This window comes from Stenotrophomonas sp. GL_101 (genome assembly GCF_057835675.1).
Window position 1 is genome coordinate 1,389,621 of record NZ_CM174432.1, and the last position, 18,377, is coordinate 1,407,997.

An 18,377-nucleotide genomic window follows, 5' to 3' on the forward strand; every position below is an offset into this window, starting at 1 on the left:
CATTGCCCGTCGTCCGGGTGATGCATCCATCTGTAGCCGGAGAGTCGAATGAAGTTTTCCAAGCTGGTCCCGCTGGGCCTGACCGTCGCCATCGCCGCCTCGCTGGCGTCCTGCGGCAAGACCGATACCGCACCGACCGCTGCGGCCGATGACACCCCGGCCTTCGATCTGTCGCAGATCAAGACCCCGCTGATCTCGCTCGACAGCGCCGACCTGGACCCGGCCATCGCCGCCTGTACCGACCTCAACGGCTTCGTCAACAGCAAGTGGTTGACCGCCAACCCGGTGCCGAACGACCAGACTACCTGGGGCAGCTTTGAAATCCTGCGCGAGCGCTCGCTGGAAGTGCAGCATGCGCTGGTCCAGCAGGCCGCAGGCAGCAAGGCCGAGGCCGGCTCGGTGGAAGCCAAGATCGGCGACATCTGGAAGACCGGTTCGGACGAGGCGAAGATCGAGGCGGCCGGCATCACCCCGCTGCAGCCGCAGCTGGACAAGATCGCCGCGCTGGGCGACACCGCCGCCATCACCCAGTACCTGCGCGACAGCCAGGCGCAGGGCCAGGGCGTGCTGTTCTCGCTGTCTGCCAATGCCGATTACAAGGATTCGGCCAACGTCATCGCCTACGTCGGCCAGGGTGGCCTGGGCCTGCCGGAGAAGGGCTACTACGTTGACGATGCGCAGGCCAAGATCCGCGACGCCTACGTGGCCTACATCGCGCAGGTGCTGACCTTGTCCGGCGTGGACGCCGAACAGGCCAAGACCCAGGCCAAGGCCGTGCTGGACTTTGAAACCCGCCTGGCGAAGGCCTCGTTGTCGCGCATCGAACTGCGCGACCCGGCCAAGCGCTACAACCCGGTCAGCGCGGCCGAGGCGGACAAGCTGACCCCGAACTTCAGCTGGACCGCATTGTTCGACACGCTCAAGGTGCCGGCCGCGCAGAAGTTCTCGCTGGCCCAGCCGGCGTTCTTCGGCGAAGTGGACAAGATGCTCGCCGAGGTGCCGGCCGCGACCTGGCAGGCCTACCTGCGCTTCCACACCATCGATGACGCCTCGCCGTACCTGAGCAGCGCTTACGAGAAGGCCAACTTCGACTTCTACAGCACCACCCTGCGTGGCCAGAAGGAAATGCAGCCGCGCTGGAAGCGCGTGCTGGAATCGGTCAACGGCGCAATCGGCGAAGGCCTCGGCCAGCTGTACGTGAACGCGGTGTTCCCGGCCGACTCCAAGGTGCAGATGCAGCACCTGGTGGAGAACCTCTCGGTGGCCCTGAAGGCGCGCCTGGAGAAGCTGGAGTGGATGGGCGAGGACACCCGCAAGAAGGCGCTGGAGAAGTGGGCCAGCTTCACCCCGAAGATCGGCTACCCGGACAAGTGGCGCGACTGGTCGGGCTTTGAGACCAATGCCGACAGCTACCTGGGCAACATGCAGGCCGCGCGCGCGTTCAACTACCGCTTCATGTTGAACAAGATCGGCAAGCCGGTGGACAAGACCGAGTGGGGCATGACCCCGCAGACCGTCAACGCCTACTACAACGCGACCAAGAACGAGATCGTGTTCCCGGCGGCGATCCTGCAGGCGCCGTTCTTCGACGCCAAGGCCGATCCGGCGCTGAACTACGGCGGCATCGGCGCGGTGATCGGCCACGAAATGATGCACGGCTACGACGACTCGGGCAGCCAGTTCGCGGCCAACGGCAACTTCGACAACTGGTGGACCGATGCCGACCGCAAGGCCTTCACCGGGCGTACCGACCAGCTGGTGGCGCAGTTCGACGGCTATGAATCGCTGCCGGGCGTGCACGTGAAGGGCAAGCTGACCCTGGGCGAGAACATCGGCGACCTCGGCGGCCTGACCGTGGCCTACGACGCACTGCAGATGGCGCTGAAAGAAGACCCGAAGGCCAACGTGGCCGTCGATGGCCACAGCCAGGACCAGCGCTTCTTCATGAACTGGGCCACCGTGTGGCGTCGCAACTTCAACGAAGGCGAACTGCGCGTGCGTCTGAACACCGACCCGCATGCACCGGCCAATTTCCGTGCCAATGGCGCGCCCTCGAACATGCCGTCCTACGCGGCCGCGTTCGAGTGCAAGGCCGGCGATGCGATGGTGCGCGCCGACGACAAGCGCGTGGTGCTCTGGTAAGCGCAGGCGGTTGAGTGAAACGAAAAACCCGGCGCACGCCGGGTTTTTTCATTTCACCAGGATGCCAGCGCCGACGTTCGCGGAACGTCGCCGCAGCCAATACAGATGCAGGTGCACGCGCGATGCCGAGTATCCAGAGCGAGGCTCAAGGCGGCGGGATTGGCGCGGACGTTTCCAGACCGAGCCCCGCTTCCTCAGCGACGACGCGGGTAACAAAGTCCATCACGGCACGCACCGGTGCAGAGCGCCGCAGATCGCGGTGCACCACCAGCCAGATGTCGCGCGAAAACAGGGCGCCGGCAGGGTCCAGTCGGATCAATCCGGGCGCTTCATCACCCAGAAAGCAGGGCAGGCCGGCCACGCCGGCCCCGGCCCGCGCCGCCGCCAGATGGCTGCTGATATCGCTGAGCTCGCAGCCTACGCGGCGACTGCCGGCGATCCCCAGCAGCCACTGCTGTTGGGGCATGTCGACGAACTGCGCGTCGTAGGCAATGAACGTCCAGTCTTCGGGGCGGTGCGTGGCCACGTAATCGCCACTCGCGTACAAGGCAAAGGGCATCTGCCCGAGTCTGCGCACCACGCTGCTGGATTCCTTGGGGCGCACCAGCCGCAGTGCCACATCGGCCTCCCCGCGGCTGAGCGACACCTGCCGTGCTTGTGCGGAAACAGAAAGCTGGATGCCCGGGTATTGGTTGCAGAAGTCGGCCAATCGGCCTGCCAACAGGTGGGTCACCAGCACCGGCGGGGCGCTGAGCGTCACCGTTCCATTCAGCGGTTCCTGGCTGGCGCGCGCCAGGCGTTCCACCGTGAAGGCTGCGGTTTCCATTGCCTTGGCCTGCTCGTAGATCTGCAGGCCCATGGGGGTGAGCCGACAGGAGCGTGGCAGACGTTCCACCAGCGGGATCTGCAGCGCCGCTTCCAGCGCCATCAGGCGACGGCTGACGGTGGCATGGTCTACGTGTAGGGTCCGGGCCGCGCCGGACAGGGTGCCGACACGGGCAACCGCCAGGAAATGACGAAGGTTCTCCCAGTCAAGCATCGGTGCATTTTCTCCAGTCTGGATGGCGTTTTTAGAGAATTTACGCCAGCAGTTGCCCAATCTAGCATCGATAGCCATCGGCTCAACCGGATGCTTTCCATGTTGTCTCCTTCCCCCTCCACGCGCGGCACACTGCTGGCGGCCGCGCTCGGCTTCGTGGTCGTCCTGCTGGATGTCAGCGTCGTCAATGTGGCGCTGGATGCCTTGCGCCATGAACTGGCCACCGATGTGGCCGGCCTGCAATGGGTGATCAACGCCTATACGCTGGTCTTTGCCGCACTGTTATTGACCAGCGGCGCACTCGGCGACCGCTACGGTGCGCGGCGGATGTTTCTGCTCGGATTCGGGGTGTTCACGCTGGCGTCGGCCGCTTGTGGCTTGGCGAGCAGCCTACCGATCCTGGTCATGGCCCGGCTGGTCCAGGGCCTGGGCGCGGCGCTGCTGGTCCCCAATTCGCTCTCCATGCTGCAACAGGCATTCCCGGACCGCGAGCAGCGCAGCCGTGCAGTGGGCTGGTGGGGTGCCTGCGGCGGCATCGCCCTGGCAGCCGGTCCTGTGCTGGGCGGGCTGCTCGTGACGCACGTGGGCTGGCGCAGTATTTTTCTGATCAACCTGCCGATCGGCTTGGTGGGGATCTACCTGACGCTGCGCTGCGTGGCCCCGCAGGGTGGCAGCCATCGGCGCGGCCTGGATTGGGGCGGCCAGGGCACCGCCATCCTGGCGCTGGCGGCGCTGACGATGGCGTTGACAGAGGCGGGCCCTCTCGGCTGGCAACATGGCGTGGTGCTGGGCAGCCTGCTGTTGGCCATCAGTGCAGCGCTGGCGTTCATCGGGATCGAAGCACGCAGCCGTTCGCCGATGTTGCCCTTGGCGCTGTTCCGGATTCCGACCTTCGCGGTGGCCTCGGCGGCCGGCGTGGTGGTCAATTTTGCCTATTACGGATTGATCTTCGTGTTCAGTCTGTTCTTCCAGATCCAGCAGCATCGTTCCGCCCAAATGACGGGGCTGGCCTTCCTGCCCATGACGGTCGTGCTGATGGCAGTCAATGTGCTCGCCGGCCGCCTGATCACCCGGCTGGGTGCCCGGGCCTTGATGGTCGCCGGCCTGACGCTGGCCGCCCTGGGTTACGCGCTGCTGATGCCGGTGCGCGTGGAGGGCAGCTACTGGCTGTTGGTGGTGCCGATGTTGCTCGCCGCCAGCGGGATCGCCCTGATGGTGCCGACCCTGACCAACGCAACGCTTTCATCGGTGGACGCCTCGCGCGCGGGGATCGCTTCGGGCGTTCTCAATGCTGCGCGGCAGGTCGGTGGGATGCTCGGCGTGGCCATCTTTGGTTACCTGGTACGCGATACCGCACCGGATGCCTTCATGCGCGGCATGCATCTGTCGATTGGCATTGCCGTGGTACTTCTGCTGTCGGGCAGTGTTCTGTGCTGGTTTGGTGTCCGATCTGCTCCGTCCACCGTTTGACGGAGCAGCAGCGAAACCGCACGTCGGGCAGTCGCCGCTCTCGCGCAGGCCCAGTCGCCACGCATCACGCCAACGCAGGTTGGCGTTTCAGCAGGTCCTGGAAGCTGCCCAGCACATACGGGTCGATCATCCCGCCGGTCGCGTCATCGAGGATGCGCATGGCCCGCTTGCGGTCCATCGCGTCGCGATAGGGCCGGTCGCTGGTCATTGCATCCCAGGCATCGGCAATTGTCAGGATGCGCGCGCCCAGCGGTATCGCCTCGCCGCGCAGGCCATCGGGATAGCCATTGCCATCGAAGGCTTCATGGTGCGCACGGATCAGTTGTGCCACCTCGGCCGCGTCGCTGCGCCCGGTGGCCAGGAAGATGCGCTCACCGTGCAGCGGATGCTGGCGCATGATCGCCTGCTCGGCGGCATCATGCCGGCCGGGGCTGAGCAGCACATCATCGGGAATGCCGATCTTGCCGATGTCATGGAAGCAGGCGGCCAGTTCGATGCGGGCGCAATGCTCCGGATCCAGATCGCACTGGCGCGCCAATGAATAGGCCAGCAGGCCGACGCGGTCGCAGTGGTGGCGGGTATAGGCATCGCGCAGCTGCAGGGACAGCGACAGTGCGTCGATGGAACAGTCCAGCGTATCGCTGGCAGGGAGCGGGGAGGAATCGGTCACGGCTACTTCTTGCAGCGTGCCCCGGCCGCAGGCGGCCAGGGCACGGTGGGGTCAATGTTTCTGCAGCTGGATGCCGTGCTTCTTGGCGAAGGCGTCCTGGGCCGTATCCAGGGCCTGCATCTCCACGTCCATGCGGTTGCCAACGGTCTGCAGCTTCTCGGCCAGCGGCATGATCTGGTCCTTGCTGTAGCCCTCCGGCAGCGCCGCCATTTCCAGCAGGATGCCGAACATCTCATCGGAGCTCTGCACGTAGGTGCGCAGCTTGCCATGCACGTCCTTGGCATCCTCGGCCGGCGGCATCTGGTCGATCATGGTCAGGTACTGCTTCATCTCGGCGCTGGCGCCCTGCAGGCCGCTCTTGAACGTGGCCAGGCCCTTGCCGTCGGCCAGCGACTTCTGCAGCTCTTCACCGCGTGCACCGATGGTCCACTGCTGCACGGTGCTGGCGGTACCGTTCCACAGCGCGACGTTCTCGGTCAGGTACTCGCTGGAGGTCATGCCGCTGCCGCCACTGCAGGCGCTGAGCAGGGCAATGCTGGCGGCCAGCAGCAGGGTATGGAATCGTTTCAAAGCAACTCTCCTTGTCGCGGGCAGGTAACAGGGAAGACCCTCCGGCCCGCAGAAGCGGAGGGTCGTCAGGGGAACAGGTCAGCGTGGCGACAGCGTCAGCAGCAGGCCCTTGGCGGCACTGAAACGGTCTTCGGGCAGTGGCAGCGGGTGCTTGATGCGCAGCTTTTCCGGGCCGTCCATGCTGTACAGCCTGGGCTGCTTCTGGATCATCTGGATCACCGCCATCGGGTCGATCGTCGGCTTGGCTTCGAACACGATGCGGCCGCCGTTTTCACCCAGCTCCAGCTTGCGGATGCCCAGCGCATTGGCCTGCAGCTTGAGTTCGGCGATGGCGAACAGATGCTTGGCCGGGTCGGGCAGCAGCCCGAAGCGGTCGATCATCTCCACCTGCAGCTCGCGCAGCGCATCGGGATCGCGCGCGCTGCTGATGCGCTTGTACAGCGTCAGGCGGGTATGCACGTCGGGCAGGTAGTCATCGGGGATCAATGCCGGGACATGCAGTTCGACCTCGGCACCGCGCACTTCGTCGCCGCTGTCCAGGTCCGGCAGGTTGCCCAGCCGGATGCTGCGCACCGCGCGTTCCAGCAGCTCGGTGTACAGGCTGAAGCCAACCTCGGCCATCTGCCCGCTCTGGTCCTCGCCGAGCAGTTCGCCGGCGCCACGGATTTCCAGGTCGTGGGTGGCCAGGGTGAAGCCGGCGCCCAGTTCGTCCATCGAGGCGATGGCGTCCAGGCGCTTTTCCGCATCCGGGGTCATCGAACGTTTATCCGGCACCACCAGGTAGGCGTAGGCACGATGGTGCGAGCGACCGACGCGGCCGCGCAGCTGGTGCAGCTGGGCCAGGCCGAAGCGGTCGGCGCGGTTGATGATGATGGTGTTGGCGTTGGGGATGTCGATGCCCGATTCGATGATCGTGGTTGACAGCAGCACGTTGTAGCGCTGCTTCTGGAAATCCAGCATCACCCGTTCCAGCTCACGTTCTGGCATCTGCCCGTGGGCGATGCCGATGCGTGCCTCGGGCACCAGTTCGGCCAGGTCGCGCTGCATGCGGACGATGCTTTCCACATCGTTGTGCAGGAAGTACAGCTGGCCACCACGGGCCAGTTCGCGCTGGAAGGCTTCGCGCAGCAGCGCGTTGTCCCATGCGGTGATGAAGGTCTGTACCGCCAGCCGGTTCGGCGGCGGGGTGGCGATGATCGACAGGTCGCGCAACCCGGCCATGGCCATGTTGAGCGTGCGCGGGATCGGCGTGGCGGTGAGGGTGAGCAGGTGCACGTTGGCGCGCATTGCCTTCAGCGCTTCCTTCTGGCGCACGCCGAAGCGCTGCTCCTCATCGACCACCACCAGGCCCAGGTCCTTGAATTTCACGTCCGGCTGCAACAACCGATGGGTACCGATGATCACATCGATGGTGCCCGCGGCCACCTTCTCCAGCTCGGCCTTGATTTCCTTGGTGCTCTTGAAGCGCGACAGCACTTCCACCCGCAGCGGCCAGTCGGCGAAGCGGTCGCGGAAGTTGCGGTATTGCTGTTCGGCCAGCAGCGTGGTCGGCACCAGTACGGCGACCTGCTTGCCGGCACTGGCGGCGGCGAACGCGGCGCGCACGGCCACCTCTGTCTTGCCGAAGCCGACGTCGCCGCAGACCACCCGGTCCATCGGCTGGCTACTGGCGAGGTCGCGCAGGGTGGCGTCGATCGCGGCGAGCTGGTCGGGGGTTTCCTCGAACGGGAAACCGGCGGCGAACGGCTCGTACATCGACCGGTCCACATGCAGCGCCAAACCGGCGCGCGCACGTCGGCGGGCCTGGATTTCCAGCAGTTCGGCGGCCACGTCGCGGACTTTCTCGGCCGCCCTGCGCTTGGCCTTGGTCCACTGCTCGCCACCCAGCGAATGCAGCGGCGCCGTCTCGGCCGAGGCCCCGGAGTAACGGCTGATCAGGTGCAGCTGGGCGACCGGTACATACAGGCGGTCGCCCTTGGCGTATTCGATCTCGAGGAATTCGCCGGGCATGCCGCCGGCATCGAGCACGATCAGCCCGCGGTAACGACCCACGCCATGGTCTTCATGGACGATCGGTGCGCCTTCGGTCAGCTCGCCCAGGTCGCGGATGATCGCTTCCGGTTCGCGCCCGACACGCCGACTGCGGCGGGTGGTGCCGGCGCGCTCGGGGAACAGCTGGCGCTCGGTCAGCACCGCGATCTGCGGTGCGTCCAGCGCGAAACCGTCTTCCAGCGGCGCCACGGTGATGGCCAGACGGGTGCCGGTGTCGGCCAGGAAGGCCGGCAGGTCGCCCACCACTGGCGGTTTCAGCTCGGCGGCCTGCAGCACTTCCAGCAGCGCCTCGCGACGGCCGGGCGAATCGGCGGCGATCAGTACCCGGCCCGGGTAGTGGCCGATGAAGGACTTCAGCGCTTCGCCCGCCGGGGCATCGCGGGCGGCCACCGGCAGTGGCGGCAGCGGCTGGTCGCCCAGCGGCTGCGCGTCCTGGATGCGCGCGTGGTCGGCGTTCCACACCTCGATGCGGGGCAGGGCGTTGAGCGTGCCGTTGAGCGCCTCGGGGCTCAGATACAGCTCCTGCGGGGCCAGCAGCGGGCGTTCCAGGTCATGCCGGCGCTGCTCGTAGCGGTTGCCGGTCTGCGCCCAGAAGGCCGCGGCCGCGTCGCCAACGCCCGCGCCGATCACCGGCAGCGCGTTGGGCTGCAGGTAGTCGAACAGGGTGGCGGTGGTATCGAAGAACAGCGGCAGGTAGTACTCGACGCCGGCCGGGGCCAGCCCGGACTTGAGGTCCTGGTACAGCGCGCTGCGCCGGGTATCCACGTCGAAGCGCTCGCGCAGGATGGCCAGCACCCGCGATACGCTCAGCTCGTCCAACGGCACTTCGCGGCCGGGCAGCATCCGTACCGCGTCGACCTTGTCCAGCGAGCGCTGGCTTTCCGGGTCGAAGGCGCGGATCGAATCGATGTCCTCGTCGAGCAGTTCGATCCGCAGCGGCGTCTGCGCGCCCATCGGGAACACATCGAGCAGGCCGCCGCGCACGGCGAAATCACCCGGGTCCATCACCTGCGGCACGTTGCGGTACGCCGCGCCTTCCAGGCGTCGTTTCTCGGCGTCCAGGTCCAGGCGCTGGCCAACCTTCAGGTCGAAACTGCCGCCGACGATGTACTTGAGCGGGGCCAGCTGCTGGAGCAGGGTCTGCACCGGCACCACCACGATGCCACGGGTGAGCGCAGGCAGCCGGTGCAGCGCGGCCAGGCGCTGGGAAATGATGTCCGGGTGCGGGCTGAAGGCATCGTAGGGCAGGGTTTCCCAATCCGGGAATGCCACCACCGGCAGGTCCGAGGCGCTGCCCAGCAGGGTGCGCAGGTCGGCTTCGATCTGGTTGGCGGTGTGGTTGTCGCGCGCGATGAACAGCAGCGGCCCGTCATGGGCCTCTGCCGCGCGTGCGACATACCACGCCAGCGCCGTGGCCGATGCGGGAGCGCGCCACCAGGCGCGGAGCTGGCCGGCACGCGGCAGCGGAGGAGCGGGATAGGAGGTGCGAGACATGAACCGCCGATTTTAGCAGACGGCGCGCCCGCGCCCGCACCGGCCACGAAACAACGGCAGTGCCGACCGTTGGCCGGCAATCCCGTCAGCTGTCCAGTTCAAGCACCATGCGCACCAGCCCGGCGGTGCCATTGGGGTGTGGGACCGGTTTGAAGCCCAGCGAGGCGGCCAGCTGTTTCATCGGCTCGTTCTCTTCGGCGACGTTGCCGTACAGGCGGTCCAGGTACTTGCCACGGGCCCATTTGACCAGCTTGCGCATCAGCTGCCGGCCCAGCCCCTGGCCGACCAGGAAGCGGCTGACCAGGATGGCGTACTCGGCTTCGCGGGTGCCCTGGATGATCGAGGCCCGCGCCACTGCGCCCACGACGGCCTCACCGGCGGGCAGGGACTCGGCCGCGACCAGGGTGATTTCGCTCTTGGGATTGGGGTGGGTCAGGCGCTGGGTGGTTTCCGGCGACAGCTCGGTGACCGACTGCAGGAAACGATCGCGGATCTCTTCGGGTCCGAACAGACTGAACGCGGCATGCAGCGGCGGGCCGTCTTCCGGTCGGATCGGGCGGATCAGCAGCTCATGGCCGCTGGGTGCCTTGAAAATCTCGTGCCAGGGCGGCATGCGGTTACGGGTAGCCATACCGGTGATTCCTAGGTGGTCTTCGGATTCTCGCATCCCCGGGGCCGCGTTCCGTGAACGGAACGCTCACACCGCGCGGGGTGCGCTCGGGGCAGGGCCGGAAGGTGCCGGCCCGTGCCTGCGGCGGTTATTCAGCCTGCTTGAGCCACTGCAGGCGGGTGTTGGCACCGGCTTCGCCCAGGTACTGTTTCAGCGCCGGCATGGCCGGGGCCAGCACCTGGTCGAACTGCCAGGGCGGGTTGAGCAGCAGCATGCCGCTGCCATTGAGCCGCAGCGGCGAGTCGTCCGGGCGCACCAGCAGTTCGGCGGTCAGGACCGACTTCACCGGCAGTGCGCAGGCCTTGCGCAGGAAGTGCAGCACCGTCCGGCGCTGTTTGATCGGGAACCAGATCGCAAAGGTGGCCTGCGGCCAGCGCCCGAGGATTTCGGTGATCGAGGCCAGGATCGCCTGGTACTCGGCATCCTGCCCCTCGTAAGGCGGGTCGATCAGCACCAGCCCGCGGCCGATCTTCACGCCATTGGCCTTGGGCGGCAGCAGCTTGCGGTTCTGGGCATAACCATCGGCGTGCAGCACCGTCACCCGGCTGTCGTGGGCGAACAGCGCCTTGAGCGAGGCGGCTTCGGCGTCCTGGGTTTCGCACACCGCCATGCGGTCCTGCTCGCGCAGGGTCTGGGCGGTCAGCAGCGGCGAGCCGGGGTAGCTGACCATCGCCCCGACCGGATTGTCGGCCTGCACGGCCTTGAGGTAGCGCTCGACCACCGCCGGCAGCTTGGGCTGAGCCATCAGGCGCATCACGCCGTCTTCGGCCTCCAGCGTCTTGCGGCTCTCCTCGCTGGCCAGCAGGTAACGGCCGGCGCCGCCGTGGGTGTCCAGCACGAAGAACGGGCTGTCCTTGCGCTTGAAGGTGTCGAGCAGGGCAAGCTGCACGATGTGCTTGAGCACATCGGCATGGTTGCCGGCATGGAAGGCGTGGCGGTAATTCATCGGCGCAGTGTACGGCGCGCCGGGCCCAGCGGCTATGCTGCGCGCATGAGCCAGCCCCTGCACAACGTCCTGGTGGTCGAAGACGAGACCGCCATCGCCGATACCGTCCTGTATGCCCTGCGCAGCGAGGGTTATGGCGCCCGGCACTGCCTGCTCGGCAGCGAGGCGCTGGCGCTGGTACGCCAGCAGGCCTTCGATGTGGTGGTGCTGGACGTGGGGCTGCCGGACATGAGCGGTTTCGAGGTCTGCCGCACGCTGCGTACCTTCAGCGAGGTACCGGTGATCTTCCTGACCGCGCGCAACGAGGAGTTCGACCGTGTGCTGGGCCTGGAGCTGGGCGCCGACGACTACATGGCCAAGCCGTTCTCCCCGCGCGAGCTGGTGGCCCGCGTGCGTGCCCGGCTGCGCCGCGCCGGTGCCGTGGCCGACAGCGCCGGCTGGCAGCAGCAGGGCCGCTTCGCTATCGACCGCGAAGGCAGCCGCATCCGCTATGCCGAACAGCCGCTGGAACTGACCCGCTACGAGTACGCGCTGATGGCCGCGCTGCTGCAGCGCCCGGGCGCCATCCTCAGCCGCGCGCAGCTGATGGACCGTGGCTGGGATAGCGATGCCGACAGCGCCGACCGCACCGTAGACACGCATGTAAAGACACTGCGTGCCAAGCTGCGCGCGGCCGGCGCCGAGCCCGATCCGATCCGCACCCACCGCGGGCTCGGCTACGCGCTGGAGGTGTGAGCGATGCGGCTTGGCCTGAAGCTGTTCCTGGGTTTTTTCCTGATCGTGGGCATCGCCGCGTTCTTCGTGATGCGCATCTTCGTCAACGAAGTAAAGCCCGGTGTACGCCAGGCGATGGAATCCACGCTGGTGGACGCGGCCAACGTGCTGGCCGAGATGGCCGCCGCCGATCTCAAGGCCGGCACCCTGCGCAATGGCGCCTTTGTTGCCAACCTGGCCCGGGCGCAGCGCCGCGATCCCAAGGCGATGGTGTGGCGCTTCCCCAAGCGCACCCTGGACTACCGGGTGACCATCACCGATGCCAAGGGCATCGTGGTGTACGACTCGGCCGGCCGCGACCTGGGCCGCGACAACTCGCGCTGGAACGATGTCTACCGCACCCTGCGCGGCGAGTACGGTGCGCGCTCCAGTCCGGAGACGCCCGGTGACGACACCCAGTCGGTGATGCACGTGGCCGCGCCGATCCATGACCCGGCCGATGCGAGCCGCCTGATCGGCGTGCTCAGCCTGGCCCAGCCCAACCGCAGCATCGACCCGTTCATTGCCGCCAGCCAGCGCGCGATCATGCAGCGCGGGGCATGGTTGATCGGCCTGTCGGCGTTGATCGGGCTGCTGATGACCGCCTGGCTGATGCACGGGGTGAACCGGCTCAACCGCTATGCCAAGGCAGTCAGTGCCGGCGAACCCGTGCCGCCGCCCAAGCCGCGCCGCGACGAGATCGGCGACCTCGGCCAGGCCCTGGAAACCATGCGTCGCAAGCTGGAGGGCAAGGCGTATGTGGAGCAGTACGTGCAGTCGCTGACCCACGAGATGAAAAGCCCGCTGGCTGCCATCCGCGGTGCCGCCGAGCTGCTGCAGGAGCCGCTGCCCGATGCCGACCGCGTGCACTTCGCGCGCAGCATCCAGGGCCAGGAACAACGACTCACCGAAACCATCGACAAGCTGCTCGCGCTGGCCGAAGTGGAACAGCACGGTTGGCTACAGAAGCGCGAGCCGATCGAACTGACCCTGTTGCTGCCGGCCGCCGCCGATGCGGTGGCGATGCGCGCGCAGGCCGCAGGCGTGGGCATCGATATCGAGGTGCCCGAGGGCATGGTCCTGCAGGGCGACGGCTACCTGCTGCGCCAGGCCCTGAACAACCTGTTGGAGAACGCATTGGCCTTTGCCAGCGCCGGCAGCCGCATCCAGCTCAGTGCCGCGCGCGAGGGCGAGGGCGTGGCCCTGCGCGTGGCCGACCGTGGCAGTGGTGTGCCCGATTACGCCCTGGAGCGCGTGTTTGAACGGTTCTATTCGTTGGCGCGTCCGGCCACGGGTCTGCGCAGCTCCGGGCTGGGGTTGTCGTTCGTGCAGGAAGTGGCGCGCCTGCATGGGGGCCGCGCGCAGCTGCGCAACCGCGAAGGCGGCGGCGCGGTGGCCGCGTTGTGGCTGCCCTGGCGCGATCCTGCCGCGCCGATCCGGCGCTGAGCGCCGCTGCGCAACGACTTCACACAGACTTCAAGCACAGCACAAACCCCGCACACCGACGGCACCGAAGCTGGCCCCCTCCCAACCGAGGACGGGCCATGAAATCCCTGCAGATGCTGTTGCGCTTCGCCATTGTCGGCGGACTGATCCTGTTGTTGCTGGTCCCGCTGACGATGATCAAAGGGGTCATCAGCGAACGTGAGGCGTATCGCGACCAGGCCTACCTGCGGGTGTCGCAGAGCCGTGCCGGCGCGCAGACCCTGACCGGCCCGGTGCGCGTGGTGCCGTGGACGGAAACCCGCGAAGTGGAAGTGGTGGATGCGGCCGGCAACAAGACCAAGGGCGTGCAGACCGAGCCGGGCTACTGGTTGCAGATGCCGTCGACGCTGACCGTCGATGGCCGCATGCAGCCGGACGAGCGCCGCATCGGCCTGTTCCGGGTGCCGGTGTACAGCTGGAACGCCAAGGTGACGGCCGAGTTCAGCGACGACGATTACCCGATCAAACGCGGCCGGGTCTACGGCACCCCGTACCTGGCGGTGGGTATCGCCGACGTGCGTGGCCTGGTCGGCTCGCCGACGCTGAGCGTGGATGGCGCCGCGCTGACGCTGCAACCGGGCATCGGTGCGGTCAACGGCATGGGCAAGGGCCTGCACGTGCCGCTGCGCGGGTTCGACGACACGGCGGGCGGCATGCTCAAGGGCAGCAAGGTCGACCTGGGGCTGGTCCTGGATGGCACCCGCTCGCTGGCGGTGGTGCCGGTGGGCGATGACAGCCGTATCGCGATCCAGTCGCCGTGGCCGCATCCCTCGTTCGGCGGCAGCTTCCTGCCCAACCAGCGCGAGGTGGGCGAGCAGGGCTTCAAGGCGGAGTGGGCGGTGTCCTCGCTGGCCTCCGAAGCACAGCGCCAGCTGCGCGACAACCGCGACATCGATCCGGAAACGGTGAGCGTGGAACTGGTCAACCCGGTCGACATCTACACCCAGGCCGACCGCGCCAGCAAGTACGGCATCCTCTTCATCCTGCTGACGTTCGTGGGGTTCATCCTGTTTGAACTGATCAAGCGCCTGCGCATCCACCCGCTGCAGTACCTGATGGTGGGCCTGGGGCTGGCGATCTTCTTCCTGTTGCTGCTCAGCCTGTCCGAGCACATCGCGTTCTGGTTGGCCTATGTGGTCTCGGCGACGGCGTGCATCGCGGTGCAGGCGGTCTACCTGTCCGGCGTGCTGAAGAGCTGGACGCGTGGCCTCGGGTTTGCCGGCATGCTGACGGTGTTGTACGGCGCGCTGTATGGCTTGCTGATCTCGGAGAACAACGCGCTGCTGATGGGCTCGCTGCTGCTGTTCGGCGTGCTGGCCACGGCGATGTGGGTCACCCGCCGCATCGACTGGTATGAAGTCGGCGCGACTCTCAAGTAAGGCGATGACGATGAACGGGCATCGCCGTTTGCAGGAACGCGCCAGCCGGGTGCTGCCGGCCCGGTTGGGGCGCTGCGCACTGCTGGCCGGGGAGGGCGGCGACGCCTTGCCTTCGCCGTTGATGGCGCTGCCGGGGGCTCGCATCGCCCCCGGGCAGGTCCGCTTCGCGTTGGCCGCCGATACCTGCGCAGCCCTGCGGCGGCAGGGGCTGGCCTACCTGCAGGGCGCCCACCAGGCGCGTGGTCCTTTGCCGGCCGCCACGGCCGGCTACCGGCCCTGGCGCGAAGGCCCCGCTGCACTACGCGAGATCGGCATCGTCGGGTTGCCGGTGGACTGGCCACAACACACCCCGGTCTTTGCCGCCGCGTCACAGGACGACAACCACTGGCTGTTGCTGCTGCCCGAGCGCGGGCAGCTCTGGTATGGATGGCGCCGCTGACAGGGTGCGTGCATCCCGTCGACCATGACTCTTGGCCCGGGGGACACCGGCATCGGCTCGCTAGACTCCAGGGTTGATCGCGGGGTCACCGCAGGCGAGGGGTGTGAGTTGAATCGGAGCATGTTCAAGCGTGGCACGATGAAGTGCGGCATGGTGGTGTTGGCGCTGGTAGCAAGCAGCATGGCCGCGGCGGCCCCGGCCACCGAACCGGTGGACCTGGACATGGTCAGCCGGATCCGCCAGGAAGCCTTCCACCGCTCGCAGGTGATGGCTACCTTCAGCCACCTCACCGAACGGATCGGTCCGCGCCTGACCAACTCGCCGGCGATGGGGGAGGCCAACCGCTGGAGCCGCGGCAAATTCACCGAGTGGGGCCTGGTCAACGTGCATGACGAAGGCTTCGACGCATTCGGCCGTGGCTGGGAGTTCAGCAATGCCAGCGTGGAAATGCTCAGCCCGCGCATCGCGCCGCTGTATGCGCTGCCCAAGGCGTGGACGCCGGGCACCGGCGGCCCGGTCGAGGGTGAGGTGATCAAGGTCGAGATCAAGAAGCTCGCCGACCTGGACACGTACAAGGGCAAACTGGCTGGGAAGATCCTGCTGCTCAACGACGCGCGCGACTACGAACGCGCCAGCAAGTCCGATTCGCATCGGCATGACGAGGCCGGCCTGGCCGAACTGCAGGTGTTCGCGGTCCCCAAGGACGTGGCCGATGCCAAGGCCGAACGTGCCAAGAAGGCCAAGGAGTACCTGGAAAAGCAGGATCTCACCCGTGCCACCAACGCGTTCTTCGCCGAGCAGGGCGTACTGGCCACGATCAGCATCAGTGGCTGGGACAACGGCATCATCCGCGTCGGCGGCGGCGGTTCGCGCAAGGCCGGCGAACCGGTTGGCGTGCCGGAACTGGCGATGATGGCCGAGCATTACAATCAGCTCGCGCGTGCCGTCGAGCAGAAGCAGCCGGTGAAGCTGCGGGTCAACGTGGCGGCACGCTTCACCGACGAGACCGACCAGCCCGGCTACAACACGCTGGCCGAGATCCGCGGCAGCAGCAAGGCCGATGAAATCGTCATGCTGGGCGCGCATATGGATTCCTGGCACACCGGCACCGGTGCGGCCGACAACGCCGCCGGCGTGGCGGTGATGATGGAAGCCATGCGCATCCTCAAGGCGGTGGGCGCCAAGCCAAAGCGCACCATCCGCGTGGCGCTGTGGAGTGGCGAGGAGCAGGGCCTGGTCGGCTCGCAGGACCACGTGTCCAGGCACTTCGCGCATTATCCCGAGCCGACCGACCCGGCGCAGAAGAAGCTGCCCGCCTCGATGCGCGAGCCGACCGGCGCGCTGCAGCGCCAGCGCGATTACGACAGGTTCTCGGTCTACTTCAACATGGACAACGGCTCGGGCCGCTTCCGCGGCATCTACGCCCAGGAGAACCTTGCTGCGGTGCCGATCTTCGAGGCGTGGCTGGCCCCGTTCCATGACGTGGGCGCCACCACCGTGGCCACCCGCAATACCGGCAGCACCGACCACATCGCCTTCGACCGCGTCGGCCTGCCCGGTTTCCAGTTCATCCAGGACCGCCTGGACTATTTCACCAACGTCCATCACAGCAACCTGGACACCTGGGACCACGCCGAGCCGGAAGACCTCAAGCAGGCCGCCGCGATCGTGGCCTCGTTCGTGTACAACGCGGCGATGCGCGAGGAAAAGATGCCACGCAAGCCCCTGCTGGCGCCCTGAGCCGACCCGGCGCGGGCGGGTTGACGGCCGCCCGCGCCCTGGCTGACGGCGATTCCCCGGTTTCCAGCCGGGGCGGGTAAAATTGCCGGGATTCCAGATTCCCGCCCCGAGCCCTCCATGACCTGCCGCACCCGTTTCGCCCCCAGTCCTACCGGCTACCTGCACATCGGTGGTGCCCGCACCGCGCTGTACTGCTGGCTGGAGGCCCGTCACCGTGGCGGCGAATTCGTGCTGCGCATCGAAGACACCGACCGCGAGCGCAGCACCCAGGGCGCGATCGACGCGATCCTGGAGGCGATGGCGTGGCTGGGCCTGGACTACGACGTCGGTCCGATCTACCAGACCCAGCGCGTGGCCCGCTATCTGGAAGTGGCCGAGCAGCTGGTCGCCGACGGCAAGGCCTATTACGCCTATGAGACCAAGGCCGAGCTGGACGCCATGCGCGAAGCGGCCATGGCCCGGCAGGAAAAGCCGCGTTACAACGGTGCCGCGCGCGAGCTGGCGTTGCCGCACAAGGACGACCCGAACCGGGTCATCCGCTTCAAGAACCCGCTCGAAGGCAGCGTGGTGTTCGACGACCTGATCAAGGGCCCGATCGAGATCGCCAACAGCGAGCTGGACGACATGGTGATCTTCCGCCCGGACGGCTTCCCCACCTACAACTTCGCGGTGGTGGTGGACGACTGGGACATGGGCATCACCGAGGTGATCCGCGGTGACGACCACATCAACAACACCCCGCGCCAGATCAACCTGTACGTGGGCATCGGTGCCCCCGTGCCGAAGTTCGGCCACATGCCGATGATCCTGGACGAGCAGGGCGCCAAGCTGTCCAAGCGGACCGGCGCGGCCGATGTCATGCAGTACAAGGACGCCGGTTACCTGCCCGACGCGCTGCTGAGCTACCTGGCCCGGCTGGGCTGGTCGCACGGCGACCAGGAGCTGTTCAGCCGCCAGGAGCTGATCGACCTGTTCGACGTGACCAACTGCAATTCCAAGGCTGCGCGGCTGGACATGGCCAAGCTGGGCTGGGTCAACCAGCACTTCCTGAAGACCGAAGCGCCGGCCAGCATCGCCCCGCACCTGGTCTACCAGCTGGACGCGCTGGGCCTGGACCTGGCCGCCGGCCCGGCCCCGGCCGATGTGGTGGTGGCGCTGCGCGACCGCGTGCACACGCTGAAGGAAATGGCCGAGAAGGCGGTGGTCTGGTACCAGCCGTTGACCGAGTACGACGACGCGGCAGTGGCCAAGCACTTCAAGCCGGGTGCCGAACTGGCGCTGGGCAAGGCGCGCGCGCAGTTGGCGGTGGCCGCTGAATGGACCGTCGAGAGCGTCTCGGCGGCGCTGCACGAGGTGGCTGCCGCGTTGGAGATCGGCATGGGCAAGGTCGCCCAGCCGCTGCGCGTGGCCATCACCGGCACCCAGGTCAGCCCGGACATTTCCCAAACAGTGTTCCTGGCCGGACGTGAAGAGGCCTTGAAACGCATCGACGTCGCACTTACTAAAGTACCGACGGCCTGACCACAGG

Annotated in this window: 14 protein-coding genes; 8 read left to right on the plus strand and 6 right to left on the minus strand. The window is 67.1% G+C overall.

Features of this window, described 5'->3' with window-relative positions; all coding sequences use genetic code 11:
• Positions 1–48 precede the first annotated feature (48 nt).
• A complete protein-coding gene (locus tag AC3IR9_RS06220) occupies positions 49–2,142 on the plus strand; it encodes a M13 family metallopeptidase (RefSeq protein ID WP_489294761.1) in 2,094 nt (697 codons plus the stop codon).
• Positions 2,143–2,287: 145 nt separating this feature from the next.
• Here AC3IR9_RS06220 and AC3IR9_RS06225 read toward each other — a convergent pair whose 3' ends face one another.
• On the minus strand, positions 2,288–3,181 hold the full coding sequence (locus tag AC3IR9_RS06225) for a LysR family transcriptional regulator (RefSeq protein WP_489295729.1): 894 nt from the start codon (positions 3,179–3,181) through the stop codon (positions 2,288–2,290).
• On the opposite strand from AC3IR9_RS06225, the gene AC3IR9_RS06230 reads away from it, so the two are divergent.
• The gene (locus tag AC3IR9_RS06230) at positions 3,155–4,651 is read left to right on the plus strand and encodes an MFS transporter (protein ID WP_489294763.1); all 1,497 of its coding nucleotides are present in this window, start codon (positions 3,155–3,157) and stop codon (positions 4,649–4,651) included. The two genes, AC3IR9_RS06225 and AC3IR9_RS06230, sit on opposite strands and share 27 nt — an antisense overlap.
• 64 nt (positions 4,652–4,715) lie before the next feature.
• On the opposite strand, the gene AC3IR9_RS06235 is transcribed toward AC3IR9_RS06230, so the two are convergent.
• The 5 genes from AC3IR9_RS06235 to AC3IR9_RS06255 all read right to left on the minus strand — a co-directional run bounded on the left by AC3IR9_RS06235 (position 4,716) and on the right by AC3IR9_RS06255 (position 11,053).
• Positions 4,716–5,321, minus strand: a complete 606-nt coding sequence (locus AC3IR9_RS06235) for an HD-GYP domain-containing protein (protein WP_489294765.1) — start codon at positions 5,319–5,321, stop codon at positions 4,716–4,718.
• A 51-nt stretch (positions 5,322–5,372) separates the two neighbouring features.
• Entirely contained in the window at positions 5,373–5,891 is a 519-nt protein-coding gene (locus AC3IR9_RS06240) for a hypothetical protein (RefSeq protein WP_489294767.1), read from the minus strand.
• 78 nt (positions 5,892–5,969) lie between these two features.
• Positions 5,970–9,437 carry a transcription-repair coupling factor gene (mfd, locus tag AC3IR9_RS06245; RefSeq protein ID WP_489294769.1) on the minus strand — a complete coding sequence of 1,156 codons (3,468 nt, stop codon included), beginning with the start codon at positions 9,435–9,437 and terminating at the stop codon, positions 5,970–5,972.
• A gap of 85 nt (positions 9,438–9,522) precedes the next feature.
• Entirely contained in the window at positions 9,523–10,068 is a 546-nt protein-coding gene (locus tag AC3IR9_RS06250) for a GNAT family N-acetyltransferase (protein WP_489294771.1), read from the minus strand.
• A gap of 127 nt (positions 10,069–10,195) precedes the next feature.
• Positions 10,196–11,053 (minus strand): 23S rRNA (adenine(2030)-N(6))-methyltransferase RlmJ, encoded by an 858-nt coding sequence (locus AC3IR9_RS06255; RefSeq protein ID WP_489294773.1) that lies wholly within the window; start codon positions 11,051–11,053, stop codon positions 10,196–10,198.
• Positions 11,054–11,098: 45 nt separating this feature from the next.
• Between AC3IR9_RS06255 and creB the strand changes: the two genes are divergently transcribed.
• The 6 genes from creB (at position 11,099) to gltX (ending at position 18,370) form a co-directional block, all read left to right on the plus strand.
• Positions 11,099–11,788, plus strand: a complete 690-nt coding sequence (gene creB / locus AC3IR9_RS06260) for a two-component system response regulator CreB (RefSeq protein WP_489294775.1) — start codon at positions 11,099–11,101, stop codon at positions 11,786–11,788.
• 3 nt (positions 11,789–11,791) lie between these two features.
• Positions 11,792–13,252 (plus strand): two-component system sensor histidine kinase CreC, encoded by a 1,461-nt coding sequence (gene creC, locus AC3IR9_RS06265; RefSeq protein WP_489294777.1) that lies wholly within the window; start codon positions 11,792–11,794, stop codon positions 13,250–13,252.
• Between the two features lie 98 nt (positions 13,253–13,350).
• Entirely contained in the window at positions 13,351–14,670 is a 1,320-nt protein-coding gene (creD, locus tag AC3IR9_RS06270; protein WP_489294779.1) for a cell envelope integrity protein CreD, read from the plus strand.
• Between the two features lie 10 nt (positions 14,671–14,680).
• On the plus strand, positions 14,681–15,109 hold the full coding sequence (locus AC3IR9_RS06275; protein ID WP_489294781.1) for a hypothetical protein: 429 nt from the start codon (positions 14,681–14,683) through the stop codon (positions 15,107–15,109).
• A 120-nt stretch (positions 15,110–15,229) separates the two neighbouring features.
• Positions 15,230–16,849, plus strand: a complete 1,620-nt coding sequence (locus AC3IR9_RS06280; protein WP_489294783.1) for a M28 family metallopeptidase — start codon at positions 15,230–15,232, stop codon at positions 16,847–16,849.
• A 117-nt stretch (positions 16,850–16,966) separates the two neighbouring features.
• Positions 16,967–18,370: a glutamate--tRNA ligase gene (gltX, locus tag AC3IR9_RS06285; protein ID WP_489294785.1), complete on the plus strand. Its 1,404-nt coding sequence runs from the start codon at positions 16,967–16,969 to the stop codon at positions 18,368–18,370.
• The last annotated feature ends 7 nt before the right edge of the window (positions 18,371–18,377 follow it).

Excerpts from the sequence above, each read along its gene's own strand:
- AC3IR9_RS06220 (WP_489294761.1), top strand. The coding sequence starts at position 49 with ATGAAGTTTTCCAAGCTGGTCCCGCTGGGCCTGACCGTCGCCATCGCC.
- AC3IR9_RS06230 (WP_489294763.1), top strand. The coding sequence starts at position 3,155 with ATGACGAAGGTTCTCCCAGTCAAGCATCGGTGCATTTTCTCCAGTCTG.
- AC3IR9_RS06225 (WP_489295729.1), bottom strand. The coding sequence starts at position 3,181 with ATGCTTGACTGGGAGAACCTTCGTCATTTCCTGGCGGTTGCCCGTGTC.
- mfd (WP_489294769.1), bottom strand. The coding sequence starts at position 9,437 with ATGTCTCGCACCTCCTATCCCGCTCCTCCGCTGCCGCGTGCCGGCCAG.
- AC3IR9_RS06250 (WP_489294771.1), bottom strand. The coding sequence starts at position 10,068 with ATGGCTACCCGTAACCGCATGCCGCCCTGGCACGAGATTTTCAAGGCA.
- AC3IR9_RS06255 (WP_489294773.1), bottom strand. The coding sequence starts at position 11,053 with ATGAATTACCGCCACGCCTTCCATGCCGGCAACCATGCCGATGTGCTC.
- creB (WP_489294775.1), top strand. The coding sequence starts at position 11,099 with ATGAGCCAGCCCCTGCACAACGTCCTGGTGGTCGAAGACGAGACCGCC.
- creC (WP_489294777.1), top strand. The coding sequence starts at position 11,792 with ATGCGGCTTGGCCTGAAGCTGTTCCTGGGTTTTTTCCTGATCGTGGGC.
- creD (WP_489294779.1), top strand. The coding sequence starts at position 13,351 with ATGAAATCCCTGCAGATGCTGTTGCGCTTCGCCATTGTCGGCGGACTG.
- AC3IR9_RS06275 (WP_489294781.1), top strand. The coding sequence starts at position 14,681 with ATGAACGGGCATCGCCGTTTGCAGGAACGCGCCAGCCGGGTGCTGCCG.
- AC3IR9_RS06280 (WP_489294783.1), top strand. The coding sequence starts at position 15,230 with ATGTTCAAGCGTGGCACGATGAAGTGCGGCATGGTGGTGTTGGCGCTG.
- gltX (WP_489294785.1), top strand. The coding sequence starts at position 16,967 with ATGACCTGCCGCACCCGTTTCGCCCCCAGTCCTACCGGCTACCTGCAC.